Genomic DNA, 25,374 nt, shown 5'->3' with positions numbered 1-25,374 from the left:
CGCCTCCTTGCGCAACTACATACCGTCTAGTCGGTTTGAGTCACTGTAGCATGCGCCTCGTGCGACGTGCTCAGTCGACGAGCGCACCAGCCAGGTAGGTCTCCCGCACCACCGTCTCAGCGAGGTCCTCCGCGGAGACGGTCACCGGATCGCGGTCGACGACGATGAAGTCCGCGAACAGTCCCGGTGCGAGCGCGCCGACCTCGTGCTCGCTGAACAGCTGCCACGCCGCGTTCGTCGTCTGGGCCGCGAGGGCTTGCGCGCGAGTGACCGGCGTGCCACCAGGCATCCGGAATCCGCTACGAGTGGTGCGCGACTCGGCGACGGCCATGTTGCGGAACGGCTCGTTCGGCGTGACCCAGCCATCGTTGTGGAAAGTTGCGCGGTGCCCAGCGGCGAATGCGGCGCCGGCATCCGCCCAGGCTCCGCCGTGCTCGGCGCCGAAAAGATCGTCGACGAGCACCTCTCCCCAGTACGTGATGTGGTCGACGAACAGACTGACGGTCACGCCGAGGGATGCTGCGCGCTCGAACTGTGCCGCAGTCATCGCACCACAGTGCTCGAGCCGGAAGCGATGGTCGGTCAGGGCGTGCCTGGTGATGATCTGCTCGTAGACGTCGAGCGTGGAATCGATCGCGAGATCGCCGTGCGCGTGGCAGGCGAGCTGCCATCCGCCCGCCGCGTAGGGCTCGGCGATGGCGAGCAGCTGCTGCGTCGTGTAGTTCGCGGTGCCGACGTGGTGCGGTTCAAGGCCCAGACCACGGGTCGCATCGGTGTCGAGGTAGGGGAAGGACGTCGCGATGTTGCCGATCCACGGAGAGCCATCTGACCAGGTCTTCACCCCGATCTGACGGAACACCGGATCGTCCTCTCCGCGAGGTGCCGCCGTGCCGCCAGGACGCGACATTTCGTACCAGCGCAGCCGCACCGGCAACGCGCCCTGAGCGTGCAGACCCTCGATGAGCGGGTTGAGGTCAGGGTTCCAGGACAGGTCGGACACCGTCGTGATTCCGCGACGCGACAGATCGCGCAGATGCGCGACGAGCAACTCGGGCAGATGCTGCTTCGCACTGCCGAGCATCGGGGCGACGACCTGCTCGACCGCGGCTTCTTCAAAGGCGACTCCGGCGAGGTCGCCGTTCGCGTCACGAGCGAAGCGGGAGCCGGCCGGATCGGGAGTGCTGCGGTCAATGCCTGCTGCACGAGCGGCGGCGCTGTTGAAGTACGCGGAGTGGCCAGAGTTGTGGATCACGACGATCGGAGTGGAGCCGGCGAACTCATCGAGCCAGTGGATGTCCGGGTCGGGGAGCCCCCGCTGCAGCAGCGAATCCCACCCGTTCGCGAAGACGGCCTGGCCATCGGCGGCGGCAACCGCCTGCGTCAGCGCGGCGAGCACGCCAGCGGCATCCGGAATCACGACAGGACGGATATCGACGACCAGATGCGACAACAGGATCGACGAATACGCGGGGTGGCCGTGCGGCTCGATGAGCCCCGGCATGACCCAGCCGTCCAGGACCACGGTCTCGGCATCCGGGAAACGGCCAACCAGCTCGGTCGTCGTTCCAAGCGCGACGATACGGCCGTCATCGATGGCCATCGCCTCGACCTGCTCATCGATGTCGGTCGCGAGCGGACGGATGCTGCCGGTAAAAACTGTCGTCACGACGTCAGGCTCCGATCCGGTCGAGCGCTGCTTCGAGCCGGGCCACCGTGCCATCGACGTCGCCGAGCTTGTCGAGGCCGAACAGCCCGAGGCGGAACGTCGAGAAGCCCTCCGGTTCATCGCAATGCAGCGGAACTCCGGCAGCGATCTGCAGGCCCTGCTCCTTGAACGCCGCACCGGACTTCAGCGCGGGGTCATCCGTGTGCACGACGACAACGCCGGGGGCGGCGAACTCGGGTGCCGCGACCGAGCGGAATCCGCGCTCGGCCAGCAACGACCGAACACGAGTGCCGAGCTCGATCTGCGCCGCACGCAGTGCCTCAAACCCGCGCTCACGAGTTTCGATCATGGCGGCGAGGTTATGGGTGAGTGGGTCAGTCGGCATGGTCGCGTGGTACGCCGCTCGTCCGGCGCGATACTCGTCAGCGATCGTCAGCCACTTGGCGAGGTCGATCGCGAAGCTCGTCGAGACTCGGGAGCGCACGGCATCTGCGCCCGCGTCGCTGAGCATGACGAACCCGGCGCACGGCGATCCACTCCAGCCCTTCTGGGGAGCGCTGAGCAGCACATCGACGCCGAGGGCCTTCATGTCGACCCACATCGCACCGGAAGCGATGCAATCGAGCACGAGCAGAGCGCCGACCTCGTGCGCAGCATCCGCGAGGGCACGCACGTAATCGTCGGGCAGGATCATGCCGGCGGCGGTCTCCACGTGAGGTGCGAAGACGACTTCGGGGCGACGAGCGCGGATGACTCCGGTGACCTGGTCGATCGGCGCCGGGGCCCACGCGGCCTGCAGGTCATCGGTGTCGGGGCGGGCCGCGAGCACGGTGACGTCGTCGCTGATGCCGCCGGCCTCGAGGATCTGCGACCATCGGAACGAGAACAGACCGTTGCGCACGACGAGGGTACGCCGGCCGCTGGCGAGCTGGCGGGCGACCGCTTCCATCCCATAGGTGCCGCCACCGGGGACGATCGCCGAGGTGTGCGCGTTGTACGCCTCACCGAGGATCTCAAGGGTCTGCTGCATGACGCCCACGAATCGGGCGGACATGTGATTCAGGGACCGGTCGGTGAAGACCACCGAGTACTCGAGCAGGCCATCCGGGTCGACATCTTCGTGCGGCAGGTGCGGCTGGGTCATCATGCGCCCAGCATCCCACACACCGCGCTCACTCAACCGGCGTGATCTCGACCGGCTCGCCCATGTCGTAGTACGTCTGGCGGCTGGTCTCGGTCACACCCATCATCGTCGCCGTCGATTCACTGCCAACGGGAGTCCAGTCTGGGGCGAACCACAGCACGTATTCATCCACCGGCATCTCAAGCCAGGTGAAGGGCTCAGTGCTGGTGATGCGGTATGCCTCGGCGGTCTCGCCGTTGCCGATGTCGACTGTCTCGATCTCGGAGACATTCCACGACGGGCTGCTAGCGACCATGGTGGCGTTCGTGCTCGGCAGCGTGAAGAAGCGGTAGAGCTCGCTGGCTGCGCCCGCGATCACTTCCTCCGGGTCGGTCGAGTTCACATCGCCCTTGACTGGTCCATTGCCGAAGTCGACCCACATCTGATCGCCGAGGAAGGTAACGCCGATGCCGCCGGAAGATCCCGCGGTCGTCCCCTGAAGCGCGAAGTCCGGCACGAAGCGGAAGACCGCCTGCCCGGTTCCGTAGGAGTTGTGCAAGATCTCCTTGCCACTGCCCAGGCTCGGCATGATCTCTTCGACACAGGCGCCAAGTGCGTCACCGGCGAGCGTGTTCCCCGGCAGCAGGCTCAGCGAGGTGCAGGAGTCCGGTGCGACCCAGCCTGCAGGTTCTACCACCGGCTCCGCCGATGTCACGGCATCCGGCTTCTCGGCGTTCTCTGACTCGGGTGCCGTGGCAGCGCAGCCGGAAAGGAGCACGATTGCTCCCATGACACCCATCGCAGCTTTGATCTTGGTCATCTCGTCCTCCCCGACGCGGTGATCGTTGTGCATCACGCACAGACCCGCTGAGATTACCAGTTCATCGCGCGGCCATCAGCGCTTGTACGGCACCTCGCCGAGAGGAAGAGGAGTGGGGTTGCGCCCGACCCAGACCACGGCATACCGGGCCAGGGCTGCGACGTCGTCTTCACGCGGTCGCGCCTTGCGCACGCGCGCTGCACGATTCGCAGCATCCACCAGGTCTTCATCATCGAGCGGGATGCCGCGACGCAGCAGCACGAGCAGCATGTCGACCATCTGGCGGAAGTCGTCGCCCCAGTTGACGCCGCCGTTGCCGTCGAACTCGTTGGCCACGCGCCCGCTGATGCGGATCGCCTCGCCCTGCGCCGTGGTCGCCGCACCCATCGCCGGGACAAGGAAGTCGAACAGGGCACTGTGTTGTTCGACCCAGCCGCCCTCGGGGAGCAGGATCGGCGAGGTACCGTCATGGCGCTCACGGGCGATGATGGGGGCAACGCTGAAGAGTTCGTAGAGACGGCGCAGCGCAGCATCCGTTCTCGGCAGAGACTCCTCGTTGAAGACTTCGCGGATGTCTTGGAAGTTCGCCGCGATTCGGCGCACGGACTCACGCATCCCGTCGTCGACCACGTCACCCGCCGTGAGGAACAGATCGGCGATCTCGGCCATCTCCTCGATCGTGGTGGTCGAGCACTGCTGCAGACCGCGCGCGAGCGGGGTCTGCCCGTCGTCGTCGCGGGCGAGCGCGTCGGCTCCGGCATCCAGAAGAACACGCACGTTTTGGGCGTGGAACGGGACCGCCTCGTGCAAAGCCGTCTTCCCGTTCCGGTCACGTGCGGTGATGTCGGCGCCGATCTCCAGGAGCAGCGCGACCTTGCCGTTCCATGCTCCGGCATGCGCGATCAGCGGCGTCGCATCCTTCTCATCACCCGCTTCAAGATCAGCACCCTCCGCGATGAGCCATCGAATGACGTCCTCCCCGGCATCCGAGTACCCGATCGCGGACTGCCGGCGATATCCCCCATAAGCGTCCAGAGCGCTCTTGTCGAAAACTTTTTGCACGGCGACCAGATCACCGGAACGCAGGATCTCATCGAAGTTCTTCGGGAGCGTTTTACGCTTCGAACGTGCCATGCGGCCAGCCTATGAGGCCGCTGCGCTCCCGATCACATATTGCGTCGCGGAGACGGGCCTGAATTTGAGGTCTCGGCATGGGCATGACAGTGTGAAGAGCGAACCGAAGCTGTTTCTCCGCAGAGGTCACACCCTTATGAACATGAACTTGCCAGCGTTGCACCCCCCGATCCGGGACGGTGAAACGCTCTGACTTCCCCCGGCTCTATTGAGCCGAGCACGTCAGCACGGGCCGCGCATATCGATGCGCGGTCGGGCAGGACGAGCCTGATTCGGGCACCGAGAATCGACGAGGGAATCGAGCTCTGGCGCATCGCGCGCGACTCTCAGACACTCGACCTGAACTCGTCATACGCCTACGTTCTCTACGCCCGCGACTTCGCCGCGACGTGTCGTATCGCTCTTGTCGATGAGCGCCCTGCCGGGTTCGTGCTCGGCTACCGCCGACCCTCCGATCCCGAATGCCTGTTTATCTGGCAGGTCGCCGTCGATGAGCGCTTCCGCGGACTCGGTCTCGCGGGGCGGATGCTCGACGACCTGATCCACGACACCGCTGTGCATCCTCCGGTGCGCACGCTGCAGACCACGATCACTGACGACAACGTCGGCTCTCAGCAGACGTTCCGCAGTCTTGCGCGTCGCTGGAGTGACGCGCCGATGGTTGTCACCCCGCTTTTCGAAAGCGCACACCTGAGCCTCGACAGCTCGGATGCGGCGTCCCACGATCCCGAACGGCTCTACGAGATCGGTCCGCCGACTTAGCCGTCCCCCATCCGCCCGTTGAGGGCGGCGTGCACTCCCGCGCGACAAAAACCAGGAGAAAAACCACAGCACATGAATATTTTCACTCAGCTGGAATCCGAAGTCCGCAGTTACTCTCGCTCATGGCCGGTCGTGTTCGACCGTGCTGTCGGCACCGCGATGTACGACGAAGACGGCAAGGAATACCTTGACTTCTTCACCGGCGCCGGGGCACTGAACTACGGACACAACAATCCCGCGCTGAAGAAAGTCCTTCTCGACTATCTGGCCGATGACCGCATCGTGCACTCGCTCGACATGTTCACCTCGGCCCGCCGGGACTTTCTCGAAACCTTCAATGAAGTGATCCTGAAGCCTCGCGATCTCGACTACAAGGTCGTCTTCCCTGGCCCGGGTGGCGCGAATGCCGTCGAGGCCGCACTGAAGCTGGCGCGCAAGGTCACCGGCCGCGAATCGGTCATCAACTTCACCAACGCCTTCCACGGCATGACGCTCGGCGCACTGTCCGTGACCGGAAACTCGCTCAAGCGCGGCGGTGCTGGCGTGCCGCTCGTGCATGCGACGCCTATGCCGTTCGATGACTACTTCGACGGCGACTACCCAGACTTCTTCTACTTCGAGCGGCTGCTCGAGGACACCGGCAGCGGATTGAACGCTCCGGCCGCCGTCATCGTCGAAACAGTACAGGGTGAGGGCGGCATCAACGTCGCGCGTGCAGAGTGGCTGCGCGCGCTGGCAGCGCTGTGCAAGAAGTACGACATGCTGTTGATCGTCGACGACATTCAGATGGGCTGCGGCCGCACGGGTGAGTTCTTCAGTTTCGAAGACGCCGGCATCGTCCCAGACATCGTCTGTCTGTCGAAGTCGATCTCCGGTTATGGCATCCCGATGGCGCTCACGTTGATCAAGCCAGAGTTGGATGTCTGGCAGCCCGGTGAGCACAACGGCACCTTCCGCGGAATCAGCCCCGGCTTCGCGACCGCAGCCGAAGCCCTGCGTCGCTACTGGACCGACCACTCCCTGCGCGACTCCACCCTGACCAAGGGGGCTCGCGTCGAAGGGTGGTTCAACACCTTCGTCGCGCGGTACCCGCAGCACGACCTCGTCGCCAAAGGCCGCGGTCTCGCGCGCGGTCTGCAGTTCCCGTCGGGTGACTTGGCGGATGCTGTCTGCCAGGCGGCGTTCGCGCGAGGCCTGCTCATGGAGACGTCCGGGCCCGAGGGCGAGGTCATGAAGATCCTCCCGGCGTTGACGATCACCGATGCCGAGCTCGAACGCGGCCTCATGATCATCGACGAATCGATACGCGCCGTGCTCGGCGAGCCCGATCCGGATGCCGCCGACCACATCGACCACATCGCCGAGAGCAAGGAGCACACCCCCGCATGATCGTCCGTACCATCAACGAGATCACCGACACCGACGCCGACATCAAGACCGAGAACTGGCGCAGCAAGCGCATCGTGCTCGCGAAGGAGCAAGTGGGCTTCTCAGTGCACGAGACCACGCTGTACGCGGGCACGGTGAATCAGTTCTGGTACGCGAACCACATCGAGGCGGTGTTCATCGTCGAGGGCGAGGGAGAGATCACCGACCTCGCCACCGGTGAGACCCACCAGCTCGCACCGGGGTCGCTGTATCTGCTGAACAACCACGACAAGCACGAAGTACGCCCGCGCACGCAGATGCGCACGGTGTGCGTGTTCAACCCACCCATCACCGGGCGCGAGGTGCACGACGAGAACGGCGTGTATCCGCTGGTCGTCGAGCCCGCCTGACCGCATCCGAACGACACCAGCACGAGAGACAGGAGAAGGACGCATGACCACCACAAAGACCGCAGAGGACCTGTTCCCGACCCGGTTGACCCAGCCCTCGGACTTCATCACCCGCACCCAGCCGACGGTGTGGGGATCCCCGGATGACGGACCGTTCACGGAAACCGAGCTAGGCGCGCATGAGCAGCGCGGCTTCACGATCCTCGACAACTTCATCTCGGCTGATGAGGTTGCGCTGTATTCCGGTGAGCTCGACAGGCTCGCCGCAGACACTGCGCTACAGAACGACGATCGAATGGTCACCGAACGCAGCACTGGAACGGTGCGTTCAGTCTTCGAGGTCGAGAAGCTGAGCCAAGTGCTGGATGCCCTCGCCCGCAGCCCCAAGGTGCTCGACCGTGCCGGACAGATCGTCGGGTCCGACGTGTACCTGCACCAGACGCGAGTCAACTACATGCCGAGCTTCACCGGCACGGGGTTCTACTGGCATTCGGACTTCGAGACCTGGCATGCCGAGGACGGCATGCCGATCCCTCGAGCCGTCAGCCTGTCGATCGCGCTGACGGACAACTATCCGTTCAACGGCGGGCTGATGGTGATGCCCGGTTCTCATCGCACGTTCGTTCCCGCCGTAGGCGAGACTCCGGACAACAACCACGAGCAGTCGCTGCAAGCACAGGAGGCGGGGGTGCCGAGTCACGCCGCCATCACGGCGATGGCTGAAAAGTACGGCATCGATCAATTCACGGGCGGCGCGGGCGGCGCACTGTGGTTCGACTCGAACATCATGCACGGGTCCGGGAACAATATCACTCCATACCCGCGCTCGAACGTGTTCATGGTGTTCAACAGTGTCGAGAACACGCTCGTAGAGCCGTTCGCGGCGAACACGGCCAGACCCGGACACATCGCGAATCGCGATTTCACGGCGCTGGTGTGAGCCCTACAGCATGCGCACGCACCCCGTGCGCATGCTGTAGGGTCATTCCCATGACAACCCGTTGGTATGCGTATTATGAGTCGGCTCTGGAGGGGCCGGCGCTAATCTAGCGCGTACCGACACCTTCAGAGCTGACAAGCCAGAGCATTTTTGCTCTGGCTTTCGCCGTTTCGGCGGGCTCTGCATCCGGGGTCCGCCTTCGCACCGAAGACAGGACCCAGGACCCATGAGCACTATCGAAGCCACCGCCAGCACTGACTCCACGGCTGACCTGCACGTCGCGAAGTTCACTTCGCTCCCCGCACCCAGCGACATTGCCACCGAGTTGCCGGTCGGCGATGAGCGCGCGGCGCTCGTCTCCCGCACCCGCAATGAGGTGCGCGCGATCATGGCGGGAGAGGATGACCGACTGCTCGTCGTCGTCGGCCCCTGCTCGATTCATGATCCCGCCGCAGGGCTCGAATACGCAGGTCGACTGGTGCGCGAGGCCGAACAGCACCGCGACGACCTGCTGATCGTGATGCGCACGTACTTCGAGAAGCCGCGCACGACGATCGGATGGAAGGGCCTCATCAACGACCCGCACCTCGACGGCAGCCACGACATCGAGGCTGGACTGCGGATGGCGCGCGGGTTCCTGCGCGATGTCACCGCACTCGGGATGCCGTGTGGCACCGAGTTCCTCGAGCCGATCAGCCCGCAGTACACCGCCGACCTCATCAGCTGGGGCGCCATCGGCGCGCGCACCACGGAGAGCCAGATTCACCGGCAGCTGGCATCCGGGCTGTCGATGCCGATCGGTTTCAAGAACGGTACCGACGGCGGACTTCAGGTGGCGCTGGATGCTGCGGCCTCAGCATCCGCCCCGCAGGCGTTCCTCGGCATCGGCGCCGACGGGCGGGCGAGCCTTGTGGCCACGACGGGAAACCCCGACACCTCGGTGATCCTGCGCGGCGGAGCCGACGGACCGAATTACGACGCCGAGACCGTGCGGCGTGCATCGCAGCGTCTGGATGCTGCGTCTCTCACGTCGCGCGTCATCATCGACGCCAGCCACGGCAACAGCGGCAAGGACCACGTGCGTCAGGCCGAGGTTGCTGCCGAGCTCGGTGAGCAGATCGCTGTGGATGGCGCGGCGATTGCGGGCGTGATGCTCGAGAGCAACCTTGTCGCCGGGGCCCAGAAGCTTGATGTGTCTGTACGCAGCCGGCTCGTGCACGGCCAGAGCGTGACGGATGCCTGCATGGGTTGGGACGCCACGGCCGTCTCGCTGACCGCTCTTGCCGAGGGTGTGCGCCGGCGTCGGGGGTGAGGCGGTCCGGGTGGAATCTGGCCGTGGCGGGAAGACTTTCCGGGCTTAATCCGCCCCGCAAGCCGGATTTTTCTTCCCGCTGCGACAGGAAAGGCTCAGGTCAGGACGCGTCGCGGACGTTTAGTAACTGCCAGCCCTCGGGCACCTTGGCAAGCAGCGCATCCATATCGTCGGCGTCGATCTGCTGAATCTGGTCACGTCGGGCGAAAGTGCCCGTTGCCTTGAGCGTCGACGCACCCTTGATCATTTTGACGGGTGCGGAGATGAGATCAAAGCCTTGTGGCTTCTGCAGAGCAAGCTGGGTCTGGACAGCGGCGAGATCTGCCGCCTCAACGTCAACAGAGGTGGTTTCCACGGGACGCATCAGACCGATCAGCACTCTTTGATCCTACGTCGAGCGGGGACGAAGCCTCGGCGCACGCCCTGGCTACGAGCGCCGGCGTCGATAGGCGCGTGAACCGAATCTCGGCATCCTCGGGAAATAATGTCCGGGCGATGTCGATCTGCGGACGCCTCGTTCGACGTCCTTATGAAGACACAAACGGATGTCCTCCCTACACGAAAGCGAAACCATGGCACGCGAACTGATCTACACCGGATTCATCACTCTCGACGGGGCGGTCGACTCTCCCGGCGGCGCAGCCGAGGGGCACCCAGGTGGCGGCTGGGTATTCGACACCGAGTTCGTCCCCGAAGCGTTCTCGCTGAAGGCGGAAGAACTCGAGGAGACGACGGCTCTGCTGTTCGGCCGCAACAGCTACGAGGCGTTCTCGAACTTCTGGCCGACGTCGCCTGATCACGCGGCGTACCGCGACCTGCCGAAGTACGTGGCATCCACGACCCTCGGCGACGACGACCTGGTCGACGGCTGGGGTCCGACGACGATCCTGCGCACCACCGAGGACATCGCCAGCCTGAAGCAGACCGACGGCGGCGCGATCTTCATTCACGGCAGCGCTGACCTCGCTCTGCGCCTGGGCGAAGCGGGCCTCATCGACCGCTACAACCTGCTGATGTTCCCCTACCTCTTGCCGGGCGGCAAAAGGATCTTCGGCGAGAGTGGCGCCGATCGCCGCGGCCTAGCGCTGCGCGACTCCGCGACGTATGCGAACGGAGTGGTGAGGCTCGTCTACGACGTGCGGCGCTGACGAGGTTCGCATCGGTACTCAGTCTCCGGACGCAGGCACATCCCGCAAGACCCGGTAGCGGAGGTGGACCTCACTGGCGAATGCAGAGGTCTCCATGCGTTCGAGGCGGAGCTGACGCTGCAGGCCTGCAAAGAGAGGGATCCCTTCGCCCAGCACGACGGGCACGACATGCAGGCGGAGCTCGTCCACGAGCCCTAGGGTGAGGCACTGCCTCGCGACGCGGCCCCCCAAAAGGCTCACCCACTTCTCTCCAGCATCCTGCCGCGCACGCCGCACAGCCTCTTCGATATCGTCGACGACGAAGATGAACCTGGTCCCGTCTTGCTCGACCGCCGCTTGCTCACTGTGCGTCATCAAGTACACCGGCACCTTCAGGAACCCGCCGTACGGGATCTCCCCGTCCTCAATGGTCTGAGTCTTGTTCGCGCCCCCGACGATGGATCCGATGTCGGAGCAGATCGCTTCCACGATCTGCTCGTCCTCCGGGGCGACGGAAAATCCGTTCATCCAGTTCATTCCTCCGTCGGGATCCGCCATGAACCCATCGACCGACACGGTGGCATGGATCATCACCTTTGACATGCTTTGCCCTTTCGTAGAAGTGAGTCGAGCGACTCACCATAACGAAAACATATTCTTCTCTTTAAGGTGAGTCAAGTAGCTCACCACAATGCGATACTGAGGCAATGACTCGCAAGCTCTCCGTGTACCACCGGCATATCGCGGCGAACAACCGCGCGGCGATTCTCGCGGCGGCCGCGCGCCCGTTCCTGGAGAACGGCTACGATCGCACCTCGCTCGCGGAGATCGCCAGGCAAGCAGGTGTATCGAAGGCCACGTTGTTCAAGCAGTTCCCCACAAAGGCGGAGTTGTTCGAAGCGACCGTGCTCGCGGCTGGGAGCATGCCGGGCACCGAACCGGTTGCGCCAGATCCTGATGACTTCCTCGGCGGACTCGTGATTCTCGGGAAGGCCTACGTGCGGCTACTTGATCGTTCCGGCATGGCCGACCTGATGCGGATCGTGATCTCGGAATCACCGCGCTTCCCTGAACTTCGTGAGCGAACCTTCGATTTCGGTACACTCCCCGTGCTCACGGCTCTCAAAGACTTCCTCATCGCTGCGCGGGACACAGGGACTGCCGACTTCGACGATGCGGAGGCCATCTCAGCGCAGTTCCTCGGGATGATCGCGACGATGGTGTTCTGGCCGAGATTGGTCCATGGCGGATGGGCTCTCACTGACGGAGAGAAGGAGCAGGTGGTTGAACAGGCGGCCCTGACGATCACTGCACGATGCACCTGAGAAACCGTGCACCTGAGAAACGATGCACCTGAGAAAAAAGAACCGGCCAGACGTGATGTCTGGCCGGTTCTGAATGTGGAGCCTAGGAGAATCGAACTCCTGACATCCTGCTTGCAAAGCAGGCACTCTACCAACTGAGTTAAGGCCCCAAAAACTATTTAATTATGGTGACGGAGTGGGGATACCGGGATTTGAACCTGGGACCTCTTCATTATCAGTGAAGCGCTCTAACCAACTGAGCTATATCCCCGTCAACCTCCAAGACTTTACCTGAGATTTGAGGAAAATCCGAATCGACGGTGCTCAGCGACCGGGGTGCAGATCCACACTGCCAGCAGAGAGGCTGACCACGACAGAATTCCGCGCATTCGAGGACGTCTGCAGGTTGTTGTCGAGGGAGCCGGCGCTGACTTCCTGCTGCACGTCGTAGGCGACATCCGGAAGCGTCAGCTCGAGAGAACCAGCGCTGACGTCGATGGTCACCTCGCTGGGCGCCCTCCCAGCAAGCTCCGCCACCACCTGGCCGGCCGCCACGGTGAAGTCGGCTTCTTCCACGTCTGCGAGGTTGACGTCAGCACGACCTGCGCTCATATCGATGTCAACAGACGACGCCGATCCACTCAGGATGAGGCCGCCAGCCCCCAGCTCTATGTCCAGGCCGTCAAACGCCCCGTCCACGTCGAGGCTGCCCGCACTCAGCGTGAAGTCGGCGTCGAGTCGAGAATCTTGCAGCGCTTCGGGCAGGGTCAGTACAACGCGCTCGTCGTCATTGAACCAGTTGCCGAACAGTCCGCCGCCGAACCAGCCGTCGAACAGCCCCCGCGGACTCTGCACGATCAACTCATCGCCGTCACGACGCATCGTCCAACCGCCACGGCTGCCCTCCACCTGCAGTTGCGCCTCGTCGACGTCGGCAAAGCGCACAGTGACGCTGCTGGCGCTGACGTCCATCTCCAACGATTCGATCCCACCAACTTCCACGGACTGGGCTTCGCTGCTCACCGTCGCGTCATTCACTGCGGCGAAGGCAGCCGTACCGCCGGCGCCGAGCAGAGCGATCCCGCCCACGATCGCAGTCGTCACGGTGATTGCCGTGACGCCGGCGTGGGTGCGTGCGCCGCCAGGCGTGTGCTGAGGTTCGGTGTTCATCGTGTCATTCCTGTCTGGTTTCCGAGCGGGGGCGTACCGCCGGTGTTTTCGATATGAGCGAGAGCTGCGAGCACGCGCCGGTTGCCGGCCTCTGGCTCAAGGCCCAGCTTCTGAAAGATGGCGGTGATGTTCTTCTCGACACTCGCCTCCGAGAGGAAAAGAAGACCCGCGATTGTCTGATTCGACTTTCCCTCGGCGATCAGGGCGAGCACCGTCCGTTCCCGCTCGGTGAGCTGCAGCATCCGATCGTCACGATTGCGACGTGTCAGCAACTGCTGGACCACCTCCGGGTCGAGCACGGATGCTCCCTCTGCGATCCGCTCCACTGAAGCGAGAAATTCGGAGACATCGGCGACGCGATCCTTGAGCAGGTAGCCGAGCGGCCCACCCTGCGCGGCGATCAGATCGCTGGCATAGCGTTCCTCGACGTACTGCGACAGCACCAGCAGCGGCAATGTCGGATGCGTGGACCGCAGCGCCAGCGCCGCACGAATGCCCTCGTCGGTGAAAGTCGGGGGCAGCCGCACATCGAGGATGCAGAGCTCAGGGTCCGTGCTCTGCACGGTTTCGGTCAGACCCTCGGTGTCGGCCAGGGCCGCGACCACCTCGTGTCCGGCATCCTCCAGCAGACGAACCAGACCCTCGCGAAGGAGAACCGAGTCCTCACAGATCAGGATGCGCATGGCACACTCACCTCCAGGGAAGTCGGACCGCCCTGCGGGCTGTCGAGTCGGAACGTGCCGCCGGCGGCTGCCACCCGGTTCGAGATGCCGTCGAGGCCACCGCCGGGCTGCACCTGCGCACCGCCGATACCGTTGTCTTCCACGCGGGCCCAGAGCACCCCGCCCTCGCGCATCCGCACGATGACTCGGCATTCGCTGGCTCGCGAGTGCTTGGCGGCGTTCGTGAGCGACTCAGCGATACAGAAGTAGACGGCGGCTTCAGCTTCACGGCTGCATCGGCCGGTCATCCGCACGTCAAGCTGCACCGGGACGTGCGACCTGCTGGCGATCGCTGACAGCGCGGCATCCAGCCCACGATCGTCAAGAACCGACGCATGGATGCCACGGGCGAGCTGACGCAGCTCCGTGATTGCGGCCTTTGTGGAGGTGTGTGCCTCGCTGATCAGCTGCTTCGCGACGTCCGGGTCACTCTCGATCTTCTGCTGCGCAAGGCCAAGGGTCATGCCGACCGAGACCAGTCGCGGCTGAACGCCGTCGTGCAGATCACGTTCGATACGCGTGCGCTCGAGATCTGCAGCGCGCACGGCGCCTTCGCGCTGTGCGCTGGTCGTGCGAACCTGTTCGGTGAGCTCAGCCTCGCGGTTCGGCACGACGATTGCTCGGGTGAGAACGCGGTGCAGCAGCGCGAGGCCGATGATGCCGGCAGCCGCAGCGAGAACGCCGAGGATGCCGACCAGCGGCGCCCATCCGGCAGTGACGACTGTGCCGAAGGGACCGGCTGTTGAGCCGCCACCGAACAGCGGTGAGATCGTGTAAATCGCTGACCAGAGCATCCCCCAGAAGAGTCGAAGAACCAGCGTCCCGAAGATGCAGGCGATCGTGAAGTTCGCCACGGCCCGCCACATCCGCCCGTCAATCGACTGGCGACCGAGTGAACGCAGCCATCCTCCGAAGCCGGGACGCTGGCGCGGACGCGGAGCCAGCGGCGGGAGACCTAGACGGTAGAGGCCGTCAACGCGAGCGATCTCGAACCAGCCCAGTCCGTACAGGGCATAAACCAGACCGACGAGAAACACCGCGCCGATTCCGAAGACGAACAGCAATGCGACACCGGCGCCGACGAGCGCGCTGAGGATGCCGATAGCACCGGCGCCGAAAACACCGAGGCAGGCGAGCTGCAGGATTGTCAGGAACAGCCGCAGTGGCGGCTTCTCCGATGGGGAGGCGCCGACCGGGGCCGGGGTGGTCTGAGTGGTCATGTCTCAAACGTAGGCCGCAGGCCGCGCCCCGAACACCGTGCCAGCCCCCGCGACGCCTTCGGGTTTCCCCTACTCATACACGTGCGAGTGGGCGCTTGTGGCGCTTCGCCGCGGCGAAAGCGAGCCACGAGCGCCCACTCGGAAGGTTGTTATTAGTTGGACATGAAGCCGACTAGCAGGCCACCCGTCACCTTCACTGCGAGGTTGTAGATGCCGGCGCACACGGCGCCGAGCACAGTGACCACGATCAGGTTCAGAATCGACACGACCGCGGCGAACGCCATGACCTGGGGCAGGCCCATCATCGAGGCAATCGAAATGGCACCATCGGTGATTTCACCAACGAATTCGTCGGCCCCCGCCAGAATTCCCGTTGCCTGCAGCACCAGGAAGATCAGGAAGAACGACACCATCGTCACGATCGCGAGCGCAACCGCGGCGAGGAAAGACAGCTTCACGGCCGACCAGAAGTCCACATAGACCAGGCGCAGGCGAACCTGCTTGCCACCGGTCTTGCGCGTGGACTTCTTCGCCAACTTGTCGGCTACTGTGCTCATTCGTCCGTGCTTTCCTCAGAGATCTGTGTCGATTCAGAGATCTGTGTCGATTCGAGAGCCTCTGTGTCAGACTCCGCCTCTGCCTCTTCTTCGGCAAGGCCCCGCTCACTGTTGCGGGCGATGGCGAGGATCCGGTCCTTCTCGGAAGTCCGGGCGAACACCACTCCCATGGTGTCTCGACCCTTCGCGGGTACCTCGGCCACGGCAGAGCGTACCACCTTGCCGCTGGACAGAACCACCAGAACCTCGTCGTCCTCAGCCACGATCAAACCACCCGCGAGAGTACCTCGATCGTCGTTGAGCTTCGCCACCTTGATGCCGAATCCGCCGCGTCCCTGCACGCGATACTCACCTACAGCTGTGCGCTTCGCGAATCCGCCATCAGTCACCACGAACACGAACTGATCGAGCGCGGCGACGGATGCCGACAGGAGACTGTCGCCCTCACGGAACTTCATGCCCTTCACCCCGGCGGTCGCGCGACCCATCGGTCGCAGGGCCTCATCGGTCGCGCTGAAGCGTACCGACATACCGCGACGGCTGATCAGAAGGATGTCGTCTTCTGCATTGACCATGAGCGCACTGACGAGCTCGTCGTCTTCGTTCAGACGGATTGCGATGACGCCACCCTGACGGTTCGTGTCGTACGCATCCAGTCGGGTCTTCTTGACCAGACCATTACGCGTCGCGAGCACCAGATAATCTGCCACCTCGTAGTCGCGGATATCGAGCACCTGAGCGATGTTCTCGTCCGGCTGCAGTGCGAGCAGGTTCGCAACGTGCGTACCCTTGGCGTCGCGACCGGCCTCCGGCACCTCGTAGGTCTTGGTGCGGTAGACACGACCCTTATCGGTGAAGAACAGCAGCCAGTGGTGCGTGGTCGTCACGAAGAAGTGCTCGACGATGTCATCTGCGCGCAGCTGAGCACCCTTGATGCCCTTGCCGCCGCGGTGCTGTGAACGATAGTTGTCACTGCGGGTGCGCTTGATGTAGCCAGCGCGGGTGACGGTGATGACCATCTCCTCTTCGGCGATGAGGTCTTCCATTGAGACGTCACCGTCGAAACCGTGCAGGATGTGCGTGCGGCGGTCATCGCCGAAGCGGTCGACGATCTCGGTGAGCTCCTCGCGGATGATGGTGCGCTGGCGCATCTCATCGGCAAGGATCGCCTTGAAGTCGGCGATCTTGATCTCGATCTCGGTGGCTTCGTCGATGATCTTCTGGCGTTCGAGAGCTGCCAGGCGACGCAACTGCATCGTGAGGATGGCATCAGCCTGAACCTCGTCAATGTCGAGCAGCCTCTGCAGCCCCTCGTTCGCCTCGTTCGGAGTGGGCGAGCGTCGGATCAACGCGATGACCTCATCGAGCGCGTCGAGCGCCTTGAGGTAGGCGCGCAGGGTGTGCATCCGCTCCTCCGCCTTGCGCAGACGGAACTGCGTGCGGCGGACGATCACGTTGATCTGGTGTGAAATCCAGTTCGTGATGAAGCCGTCGAGCGCGAGCGTGCGCGGAACACCATCGACGATCGCGAGCATGTTCGCGCCGAAGTTGTCCTGCAGCTGCGTGTGCTTGTACAGGTTGTTCAGCACGACCTTGGCGACAGCATCCCGCTTGAGAACCACCACGAGACGCTGACCGGTACGATCGCTGGTCTCGTCGCGGATATCGGCGATGCCGGTGACCTTGCCGTCACGCGCCAGATCACCGATCTTCACCGCGAGGTTGTCGGGGTTCACCTGGTAGGGGAGTTCGGTAATCACCAGGCAGTTGCGGCCCTGGATCTCTTCGACATTCACGACTGCGCGCATCGTGATCGAACCACGACCGGTGCGATAGGCCTCCTGGATGCCCTTGGTGCCCAGAATCTGCGCTCCAGTCGGGAAATCAGGACCAGAGATGCGTTGGATGAGCCCCTCGAGAAGCTCCTCGCGCGGCAGACCAGGGTTGTCGAGTGCCCAGAGCGCGGCAGCGGACACTTCGCGCAGGTTGTGCGGCGGGATGTTCGTCGCCATGCCGACCGCGATGCCGACGGAGCCGTTGACAAGCAGGTTCGGGAAACGCGCCGGCAGAACCGTCGGCTCCTGAGTCTGGCCGTCGTAGTTCGGCTGGAAGTCGACAGTCTCCTCTTCGATGTCGCGCACCATCTCGAGCGCGAGCGGAGCCATCTTCGTCTCCGTGTAACGCGGTGCAGCCGCACCCATGTTGCCGGGGGAGCCGAAGTTTCCCTGGCCGAGAGCGAGCGGGTACCGCAGTGCCCAGGGCTGAACCAGACGCACCAGGGTGTCATAGATCGCGGTGTCACCGTGCGGGTGGTACTGACCCATGACTTCACCGACGACGCGGGCACACTTCGAGAACGCCTTGTCTGGGCGGTAGCCACCGTCGTACATGCCGTAGATCACCCGGCGGTGCACGGGCTTGAGGCCATCGCGCACATCAGGCAGCGCGCGGCCCACGATGACCGCCATCGCGTAGTCGAGGTAGCTGCGCTCCATCTCGAACTTCAGATCGACCTGGTCGATCTTGCCGTGCTCGTGATACGGCTCTTCGCGACCGGATCCGGTCGTTTCGCCCGTCGAATTATCGTCAGTCATTGGTATCTTTCAATCGTTCGCTGAGCGTTGCCTACGCGTCAGATGTCCAAGAAGCGGACGTCCTTGGCGTTGCGCTGAATGAAGTTGCGTCGGGATTCAACGTCCTCACCCATGAGCACGCTGAAGATCTCATCCGCAGAGGCGGCATCTTCGATGGTCACCTGACGGAGCGTCCTCGTGGTGTGATCCATCGTGGTCTCCCAGAGTTCCTTGGCATTCATCTCGCCAAGTCCCTTGTACCGTTGCACGCCGTCCTTGCCGATGCGCTTTCCGTTTTCGAGTCCGTGCTTCATCAGCGCGTCACGCTCGGCATCCGAGTACACGTACTCGTGCGGCTTGTTCGTCCACTTCAGCCGGTACAGCGGCGGCATCGCAAGGTAGACGAAGCCCGCCTCGATGAGGCCCCGCATATAGCGGAACAGCAGCGTCAGCAGCAGCGTGGTGATGTGCTGGCCGTCGACGTCGGCATCCGCCATCAGAACGATCTTGTGATAGCGCGCCTTGGCGATATCGAAGTCTTCACCGATACCTGTGCCGAAGGCCTGGATCATCGCCTGGACTTCGCGGTTTCCCAGAGCCTTGTCCAGGCGAGCACGCTCGACGTTCAGGATCTTTCCACGCAGCGCGAGAATCGCCTGCGTGTGCGGATCGCGACCCTGCACGGCAGAACCGCCGGCGGAGTCACCCTCCACCAGGAAGATCTCACTGATCGACGGGTCCTTGCTGGTGCAGTCCTTGAGCTTGTCCGGCATCGCCGCAGACTCGAAAACGCTCTTTCGACGAGCGGTTTCGCGTGCCTTGCGGGCAGCCATACGCGCGGTCGCCGCGTCGATCGACTTGCGAATAATGTTCTTCGCCTGCGCCGGGTTTCGACCGAACCAGTCACCGAGCTGATCGCCGACAACCTTCTGCACGAAAGCCTTCGCCTCGGTATTACCGAGCTTGGTCTTGGTCTGACCTTCGAACTGCGGTTCGCCGAGCTTGATCGAGATGACCGCAGTCAGACCCTCACGCACGTCATCGCCGGAGAGGTTCTCGTCCTTCTCCTTGAGCAGGTTGTTCGCGCGGGCGTACTTGTTGACGAGAGTCGTCAGTGCCGCACGGAAACCCTCTTCGTGCGTGCCGCCCTCATGAGTGTTGATGGTGTTCGCGTAGGTGAAGACATTCTCGGTGTAACCCGTCGTCCACTGCATCGCGATCTCGAGCGAGATCTTGCGCTCGGTGTCTTCCGACTCGAAGTCGATGATCTCGTCATTGACGACCTCGGCATGCCGCACCCGGTTCAGGTACTCGACGTAGTCGACGAGACCGCGCTCGTAGAGGAAGACATCGCCGCGCTGCTTGGTGAGCATCGCGCCATCTTCTTCCACCTCATAGGTGGCACCTTCACGCTCATCACTGAGCTCGATACGCAGTCCCTTGTTCAGGAACGCCATCTGCTGGAAGCGAGTGCGCAGAGTGTCGTACTCGAACTCGACGCCCTCAGTGAAGATCTCGGTATCGGGCCAGAATGTGATCGTGGTGCCGGTCTCATCGGACGCCGCACCCTTGATCAGTCCCTGCTCTTGGGGCTGGCCACCGTGGGAGAAGCTGTGGTTCCAGACGTGGCCCTGGCGCTTGATCTCCACATCGAAGCGCGTGGAGAGCGCATTGACGACAGAGGAGCCGACGCCGTGCAGACCGCCAGAGACCGCGTATCCGCCGCCGCCAAACTTTCCACCGGCATGCAGGATTGTGAGCACAACTTCGACACTCGATTTGTTCGGGTCAGAAGAGTGCGGATCAACCGGGATACCACGCCCGTTATCGACGACACGCACACCGCCGTCTTCGAGGATCGTCACCAGGATCGCATCGCAGTAGCCAGCCAGAGCCTCGTCGACAGAGTTGTCGACGATCTCGTAGACCAAGTGGTGCAGGCCACGCGGACCAGTGGAGCCGATGTACATTCCGGGCCGTTTACGCACGGCCTCGAGTCCTTCGAGGATCTGGATGTTATCCGCGCCATACTCGGCGGTCGGGTTATCAACGGGGGTGCCCCCGGTTGTCGATTCAGGCTCGTCAGCAGGGGATTCAGGCGTCATCAGAGGTGATTCTCCACATCGATATCTCGAATCTCCAGTCTACCCTGACTCAGGCACCTTGACGTGGCTATACGGCCGTGTGTGGCCCTGAAATCGATCAAGGGGCGTCCGTTGATGCCCTACCCGTAGGTATCGCGTGGACCCCGGCCTGGAACGGCTCTCGGACCCCATTTCCAAGAGGGAACGTCCGGTCCGATAAATCGGAGGTTGTTCACACCCGCCTGCGGATAGCGTCGTCCGATCTCGGTCAGGATGGTCGCGCGCATGAACTGCAGGTTCTTCGCCCAGGCCGTCGAATCGCACTTGACGGTCAGCATGCCGTTGTCGAGACCTACGGGCTCGGAGTGTTTCGCGGTATCGGCGCCGGCGAGGTCGGCCCACTGCCGCACCAGGTCTTCCCGCGCCAGCGTGATCTCCCAGCCAGAGTCTCGACTGAGCTTGTCGAGCACGGCACCAAGAGCCCCAGGGTCACGACCGGGAGTGAACGGCGCGTTGTCGTCATCATCTCGGATGCGACGCTTGCGCTTCCACGACTTCGAACTTGGCTTCAGACCCCGAAGACGCAGGTATGTCGCGACCGTTTCCGGAGTATCGGATGCTGCATCACTCATCGTCTTCCTCCTGATCGCTCTGTTCGACCTGACCGTTGTTGTCGCTCTCGCTGTCATTGTCGCTGCGATCGTCGCTGATTACTCCGTCGCTGATGCGCACGACGTGCCGGTGCAACGCCTCGGGAATGTCTTCCTCGACAGCCGCGGTCACCACCACCTGTTCGTATCCGACGGTGAGAGCCGCCAGACGGTGCCGGCGATCAGCGTCGAGCTCGGCGAAGACATCGTCGAGAATGAGAACCGGATCTCCCGCCGGAGATTCAGCACGCAAAAGTTCCGCGGATGCCAGGCGCAGAGCGAGCGCAACCGACCAAGATTCGCCGTGCGAGGCATAACCCTTCACCGGAAGTCCGCGCACTCGCATCAGAAGATCGTCCCGATGAGGGCCGACGAGAGTGAGTCCGCGGTCGAGTTCCTGCTTGCGCTTGGCCAGCAGAGCTGCGCGGAACATGTCGGCAATTTCACCGCGAGTCTCGGACGCCACCTCTTCGCCTTCTTCGGGGTCGCCGCCACGCACAGACAGCGCCCATTCCACTTCAGGCTGATGATCGGCGCCGGCGATCGCGGTGTACGCGTCGGCAAGTGGCCGCTGCAGATCAGTCGCGAGCCGGAGGCGAGCGTCGATGATTTCAGATCCCAGGGCGATGAGCTTGTCGTCCCACACCTCGAGGGTCGTGAGCGCTTCGCCTCGGATGCCACGTGCGCGAGCGGATTTCAGTAGCGCGGTGCGCTGTTTGAGTACGCGGTCATAATCACCGAGCACCGCAGACATGCGCGGTGCGCGCTGGATCAGCAGCTGATCCGCGAATCGACGCCGCGATGACGGGTCTCCCCGAACGATCTGCAGATCTTCTGGCGCGAACAACACGACATGGGCGTAACGCGGCAGCTCACTGGTCTTGGATGGTGATCCGTTGATGCGGGCCTTGTTCGACCCCTGCCGATTGATCTGCACTTCGGCGAGAACCTTGCGTTCTCCCACCGAAAGCCGGGCACGAATAACCGCGAATTCCTGACCATCTCTCACCATCGGAGCGTCCGATGACACCCGATGCGAGCCGAGCGTAGCAAGGAAGACGACCGCCTCGGCGAGATTTGTCTTTCCCTGGCCGTTACGGCCGACGAGCACATTGGGCCCTCGATGAAGGCTGAGTTCTGCGGTCGCGTAGTTGCGGAAGTCCACAAGGCTCAGGTGCTCCACAATCACGGATTCACCCTACCTTTCGGGGCAGACACTCTCCCCGAACACTCTCCTCGAGATCGCTCGTCGAGTGAGACGGAGACGATCAGCGAAGCAGAAGGTTCGGCTGCAACAGGTACTTGTACGAGTCGTTTCCTGCCTGGTCGACAGACGTCTGACTCGTGATCAGCACCGGGCTGAGCTTGTTCGCGTTGTCACTCGATGTGAACGTGATCCGTACGAAACCGCTCTTGACCGCACTGAGTGCCTCGATCAGATACTGCGGGTTCAAGCCGAGCGTCACGTCATCGCCACCGGTCAGATGTGCGTCGACTGACTCGGATGCTCGAGCCTGCTCGCTGCCAGAGGCATCCATCGTCACGCTGTCTGACGTAAACGTGAATCGCAGGGGAGCGGCGCGATCAAGCACCAATGCCACACGCCGAACGGCTTCGATCAAGTCGGCGGTATTGACCACCGCGTAGTGTTCGGTCTGCTCGGGAAACAGTCGCCGGACCGGCGGAAAATTCCCCTTGATCAGGAGAGATGTGACCGTCTTGTTGCCGGCGGTGAACGCGATGATCTCGCGGTCACCTGCACCGGAGAAGGAAACCTGGATGGTTCCGGCATGCCCGAAGGTCTTACCGACCTCGGTCAGTGTGCGCGCGGGAACCAGCGCAGTTTTCTCGGGAGCTTCGCCGTCCCACGGAACATCACGCAATGAAACGCGGTACCGGTCGGTGGCGACAAGGCTCAGGCTGTGGCCGGATACTTCGAGCTGCACACCCGTGAGCACGGGAGTCACGTCATCGCGAGACGCGGCGAAACCGACCTGCGCGATCGCGGTACCGAAATCGTCTGCCGGAACGACACCCGACGAACCTGAAACCTCAGGAATCGAGGGATATTCCTCAACAGGCATGGCTGCCAGAGTGAATCGAGCCGAACCACAGGTGACAGCGATGCCACCGTCTTCTTCGACCGCGATCTCAATCGGCGCGTTCGGCAACCGGCTGGCAATGTCAGAAAGCAATCGACCGTGCACGAGGATCGTGCCGGGTGACTCGACTGTCGCCTCGATCGTCGTGCGAGCGGATGCTTCGTAGTCGAAGGCCGAAAGTGTCAGCCCTGAGTCGCTTGCTTCGATGAGCACTCCAGCCAGGATTGGCTGGGGATTGCGCTGCGGCAGAAGCTTGACGACGAAGGACACAGCTTCGCTGAAGACATCGCGGTTGACCTGGAACCTCACGGGCGCTCCCTCGTCGTAATTACAAAACCTGATGAGCATGGGCCCACGTCAGGGGTTCCCATCGTATCCCTACGTCTGGGCTGCGCCATACGCCGGGTTTCAACACCTTTGAGGTGATCGGATCGCGCTCTCTAAGGGTTAACTCCTTAACAGTCTTAACACCTGTGGATACTGTGGATAACTCGGTGGATAGCACTCGCGAGTAAGGAACTACAAGCGTGTGAGATGTGGAAACCCTGAGGAATCCGCACTAATACGGGGAGGCGGTGGATGCCGCTGTCGCGAGAGTTATCCACAGGTAGAGGTGTTTTTCACAGATTCGTCCCGATGTTAAGCGGATTCATCCACAAGTTATCCACATGTGTAAACAGGCATGAATCTCGTGATATGTCAGCGTCGACCGAGCTGCGTGGTGATCTCGGTGACCTGGTTGTAGATGGAACGACGTTCCTTCATGAGGTCGCTGATCTTCTTATAGGCGTACATCACCGTTGTGTGATCGCGGTTGCCGAACAGCTGACCGATCTTCGGAAGCGAGAGGTTCGTGCGTTCGCGGCACAGATACATGGCGATCTGACGGGAAGTCGCGATCTGCTGGGATCGACTCGATCCGTACAGGTCGTCGACTGTGAGCTTGAAGTACTGCGCAGTGGCAGTGATGATGTCGGTCGGCGAGATGATGTTGTCTTCGGTCGTATCGATGATGTCCCGCAGCACTGTCTGTGCGAGGGAGATATCGAGCGCTGATCGGTTCAAGCTTGCGAATGCGGAGACGCGGATGAGAGCGCCCTCGAGCTCACGGATGTTCGACGAGACCACAGTCGCGATGTATTCCAGCACGTCGTCTGGGATATGGAGTGCCTCGCTCTGGGCCTTTTTGCGAAGGATGGCGATACGGGTCTCGAGGTCAGGGGCCTGTACGTCGGTGATCAGGCCCCACTCGAAGCGGCTGCGCATCCGGTCCTCAAACCCGGTCAGGTGTTTCGGCGCGACATCACTGGTGATGACGATCTGCTTGTTGTGGTCGTGCAGGGTGTTGAAGGTATGGAAGAAGGTTTCCTGCGTCTCGGCGCGACCCTGTAGGAACTGGATGTCATCGATGAGGAGGATGTCGACGTCGCGATAGCGCGCTTGGAACGCAGAGCCCCGGTTATTGGCGATCGAGTTGATGAAGTCGTTGGTGAACTCTTCGCTGGAGACGTATCGAACCTTCACCCCGGTGTAGAGCGACTGTGCGTAATCGCCGATCGCGTGCAGCAGGTGTGTCTTACCGAGACCGGAATCGCCGTAAATGAACAGCGGGTTGTAGGCCTTCGCCGGCGCCTCAGCGACAGCGACCGCCGCTGCGTGTGAGAAACGGTTCGACTGGCCGATCACGAAATTGTCGAAGGTGTACTTAGGATTCAGTCGCGACTCGTGACGCAGCTGGGTGGGCTGTTCGATCGGGTAGTCGGTGCGTGGTGCCTCAGGGCGACCGAAGTCGGCGACCGCAATCGGGGCCGTAGGGTGCTCGGCGAGTTCATGGTTCACGACAACACGGAACGATGTGACTTCTTCACCCAGCAGGCCCAGTGCCTCCATGATCGGAACACGCAGGCGCTTGTTGATCTGAGCGGCGGTCAGATCGTTGGGGACGTCGAGATAGAGCGTTGCGCTCATGACACCGGCGGGAACAGCGAGGCTCAGGAATCCCTGCAACTGTGGGGTGACGCGATCATCCTGATCGAGCAGGTCCAGAACCTGTGCCCAGATCGGAACGTCGGGCTGGGCAGGAGAGGACATGGTGCTCCGGGAAAAGGTTCGCGGAGGGTAGGCCGATTTTGGCAGTTCCCCCCTGTGGATAACTTCGGATGCAACGGTAGTCATCCAACCTGAGAACGGCAACCTACCCACGGAAAATCAACGGTGTGTCGAGCACGCCATCAGCGCCGAGGTTGTGGATAATTACTGTGCGGGGCAACACGCTCAGACCGGTCGTGGCACGGAGATTTGATCTCTGGGCCCGTGCGACGTATTCTTAA

The 25,374-nt window shown here is 62.8% G+C and carries 23 protein-coding genes and 2 tRNA genes; 7 read left to right on the top strand and 18 right to left on the bottom strand.

The genetic code is table 11. The annotated features are described in order from the left end of the window. Nucleotides 1–70 precede the first annotated feature (70 nt). From ACSU1G_RS26665 to ACSU1G_RS26650, 4 genes are all read right to left on the bottom strand, one after another. A complete protein-coding gene (locus ACSU1G_RS26665; protein WP_439283326.1) occupies nt 71–1,666 on the bottom strand; it encodes an amidohydrolase in 1,596 nt (531 codons plus the stop codon). 4 nt (nt 1,667–1,670) lie between these two features. Then, nucleotides 1,671–2,813, bottom strand: a complete 1,143-nt coding sequence (locus ACSU1G_RS26660) for an aminotransferase class V-fold PLP-dependent enzyme (protein ID WP_439283324.1) — start codon at nt 2,811–2,813, stop codon at nt 1,671–1,673. A 25-nt stretch (nt 2,814–2,838) separates the two neighbouring features. Continuing rightward, nucleotides 2,839–3,609: a hypothetical protein gene (locus ACSU1G_RS26655; protein ID WP_439283322.1), complete on the bottom strand. Its 771-nt coding sequence runs from the start codon at nt 3,607–3,609 to the stop codon at nt 2,839–2,841. Between the two features lie 75 nt (nt 3,610–3,684). Beyond that, a complete protein-coding gene (locus tag ACSU1G_RS26650) occupies nt 3,685–4,743 on the bottom strand; it encodes an ankyrin repeat domain-containing protein (RefSeq protein ID WP_439283320.1) in 1,059 nt (352 codons plus the stop codon). A 189-nt stretch (nt 4,744–4,932) separates the two neighbouring features. Between ACSU1G_RS26650 and ectA the strand changes: the two genes are divergently transcribed. The 5 genes from ectA (at nt 4,933) to ACSU1G_RS26625 (ending at nt 9,535) form a co-directional block, all read left to right on the top strand. Continuing rightward, on the top strand, nt 4,933–5,505 hold the full coding sequence (gene ectA, locus ACSU1G_RS26645) for a diaminobutyrate acetyltransferase (RefSeq protein ID WP_439283637.1): 573 nt from the start codon (nt 4,933–4,935) through the stop codon (nt 5,503–5,505). Nucleotides 5,506–5,577: 72 nt separating this feature from the next. Beyond that, nucleotides 5,578–6,894, top strand: a complete 1,317-nt coding sequence (gene ectB, locus ACSU1G_RS26640; RefSeq protein WP_439283318.1) for a diaminobutyrate--2-oxoglutarate transaminase — start codon at nt 5,578–5,580, stop codon at nt 6,892–6,894. Next, entirely contained in the window at nt 6,891–7,283 is a 393-nt protein-coding gene (locus ACSU1G_RS26635) for an ectoine synthase (RefSeq protein WP_439283316.1), read from the top strand. The genes ectB and ACSU1G_RS26635 overlap by 4 nt, the downstream gene beginning before the upstream one ends. Nucleotides 7,284–7,326: 43 nt before the next feature. Beyond that, nucleotides 7,327–8,223, top strand: coding sequence for an ectoine hydroxylase (gene thpD, locus ACSU1G_RS26630; protein ID WP_439283315.1), 897 nt, complete (start codon nt 7,327–7,329; stop codon nt 8,221–8,223). 226 nt (nt 8,224–8,449) lie between these two features. Further along, nucleotides 8,450–9,535: a 3-deoxy-7-phosphoheptulonate synthase gene (locus tag ACSU1G_RS26625; protein ID WP_439283313.1), complete on the top strand. Its 1,086-nt coding sequence runs from the start codon at nt 8,450–8,452 to the stop codon at nt 9,533–9,535. 100 nt (nt 9,536–9,635) lie between these two features. On the opposite strand, the gene ACSU1G_RS26620 is transcribed toward ACSU1G_RS26625, so the two are convergent. After that, nucleotides 9,636–9,914, bottom strand: a complete 279-nt coding sequence (locus ACSU1G_RS26620) for a hypothetical protein (protein WP_439283311.1) — start codon at nt 9,912–9,914, stop codon at nt 9,636–9,638. Between the two features lie 193 nt (nt 9,915–10,107). Here ACSU1G_RS26620 and ACSU1G_RS26615 point away from each other — a divergent pair, with 193 nt between their 5' ends. Next, complete coding sequence (locus ACSU1G_RS26615; RefSeq protein ID WP_439283309.1) at nt 10,108–10,683, top strand: dihydrofolate reductase family protein; 576 nt, start codon at nt 10,108–10,110, stop codon at nt 10,681–10,683. Between the two features lie 18 nt (nt 10,684–10,701). Here ACSU1G_RS26615 and ACSU1G_RS26610 read toward each other — a convergent pair whose 3' ends face one another. Further along, nucleotides 10,702–11,265 (bottom strand): dihydrofolate reductase family protein, encoded by a 564-nt coding sequence (locus ACSU1G_RS26610; protein WP_439283307.1) that lies wholly within the window; start codon nt 11,263–11,265, stop codon nt 10,702–10,704. 104 nt (nt 11,266–11,369) lie between these two features. Between ACSU1G_RS26610 and ACSU1G_RS26605 the strand changes: the two genes are divergently transcribed. Next, a complete protein-coding gene (locus ACSU1G_RS26605; RefSeq protein ID WP_439283305.1) occupies nt 11,370–11,987 on the top strand; it encodes a TetR/AcrR family transcriptional regulator in 618 nt (205 codons plus the stop codon). Nucleotides 11,988–12,063: 76 nt separating this feature from the next. Here the strand turns inward: ACSU1G_RS26605 and ACSU1G_RS26600 are convergent. From ACSU1G_RS26600 to dnaA, 12 genes are all read right to left on the bottom strand, one after another. Then, nucleotides 12,064–12,136: transfer RNA gene (locus ACSU1G_RS26600), tRNA-Ala, on the bottom strand. 27 nt (nt 12,137–12,163) lie between these two features. Next, a tRNA-Ile gene (locus ACSU1G_RS26595) sits at nt 12,164–12,237 on the bottom strand. A gap of 53 nt (nt 12,238–12,290) precedes the next feature. Then, nucleotides 12,291–13,136 (bottom strand): DUF4097 family beta strand repeat-containing protein, encoded by an 846-nt coding sequence (locus ACSU1G_RS26590; RefSeq protein WP_439283303.1) that lies wholly within the window; start codon nt 13,134–13,136, stop codon nt 12,291–12,293. After that, on the bottom strand, nt 13,133–13,819 hold the full coding sequence (locus tag ACSU1G_RS26585; RefSeq protein WP_439283302.1) for a response regulator transcription factor: 687 nt from the start codon (nt 13,817–13,819) through the stop codon (nt 13,133–13,135). The genes ACSU1G_RS26590 and ACSU1G_RS26585 overlap by 4 nt, the downstream gene beginning before the upstream one ends. Further along, nucleotides 13,807–15,078, bottom strand: a complete 1,272-nt coding sequence (locus tag ACSU1G_RS26580; protein ID WP_439283301.1) for a histidine kinase — start codon at nt 15,076–15,078, stop codon at nt 13,807–13,809. Before ACSU1G_RS26580 ends, ACSU1G_RS26585 begins: the two co-directional genes overlap by 13 nt. 152 nt (nt 15,079–15,230) lie before the next feature. Then, entirely contained in the window at nt 15,231–15,635 is a 405-nt protein-coding gene (locus ACSU1G_RS26575; protein ID WP_439283299.1) for a DUF3566 domain-containing protein, read from the bottom strand. Beyond that, on the bottom strand, nt 15,632–18,229 hold the full coding sequence (gyrA, locus tag ACSU1G_RS26570; protein ID WP_439283298.1) for a DNA gyrase subunit A: 2,598 nt from the start codon (nt 18,227–18,229) through the stop codon (nt 15,632–15,634). Before gyrA ends, ACSU1G_RS26575 begins: the two co-directional genes overlap by 4 nt. 38 nt (nt 18,230–18,267) lie before the next feature. Next, on the bottom strand, nt 18,268–20,313 hold the full coding sequence (gyrB, locus tag ACSU1G_RS26565; RefSeq protein WP_439283296.1) for a DNA topoisomerase (ATP-hydrolyzing) subunit B: 2,046 nt from the start codon (nt 20,311–20,313) through the stop codon (nt 18,268–18,270). 119 nt (nt 20,314–20,432) lie between these two features. Then, nucleotides 20,433–20,924, bottom strand: coding sequence for a DUF721 domain-containing protein (locus ACSU1G_RS26560; RefSeq protein WP_439283294.1), 492 nt, complete (start codon nt 20,922–20,924; stop codon nt 20,433–20,435). Continuing rightward, on the bottom strand, nt 20,917–22,131 hold the full coding sequence (recF, locus tag ACSU1G_RS26555; RefSeq protein ID WP_439283292.1) for a DNA replication/repair protein RecF: 1,215 nt from the start codon (nt 22,129–22,131) through the stop codon (nt 20,917–20,919). The genes ACSU1G_RS26560 and recF overlap by 8 nt, the downstream gene beginning before the upstream one ends. A 79-nt stretch (nt 22,132–22,210) precedes the next feature. Beyond that, nucleotides 22,211–23,353 carry a DNA polymerase III subunit beta gene (dnaN, locus tag ACSU1G_RS26550; RefSeq protein WP_439283290.1) on the bottom strand — a complete coding sequence of 381 codons (1,143 nt, stop codon included), beginning with the start codon at nt 23,351–23,353 and terminating at the stop codon, nt 22,211–22,213. A gap of 390 nt (nt 23,354–23,743) precedes the next feature. Continuing rightward, a complete protein-coding gene (gene dnaA / locus ACSU1G_RS26545; protein ID WP_439283289.1) occupies nt 23,744–25,135 on the bottom strand; it encodes a chromosomal replication initiator protein DnaA in 1,392 nt (463 codons plus the stop codon). Nucleotides 25,136–25,374: the final 239 nt, after the last annotated feature.

The organism is Microbacterium sp. A93 (assembly GCF_051842835.1).
Note: the sequence above shows the minus strand (reverse complement) of the source record. Positions and strands in the feature narration are given on the sequence as shown.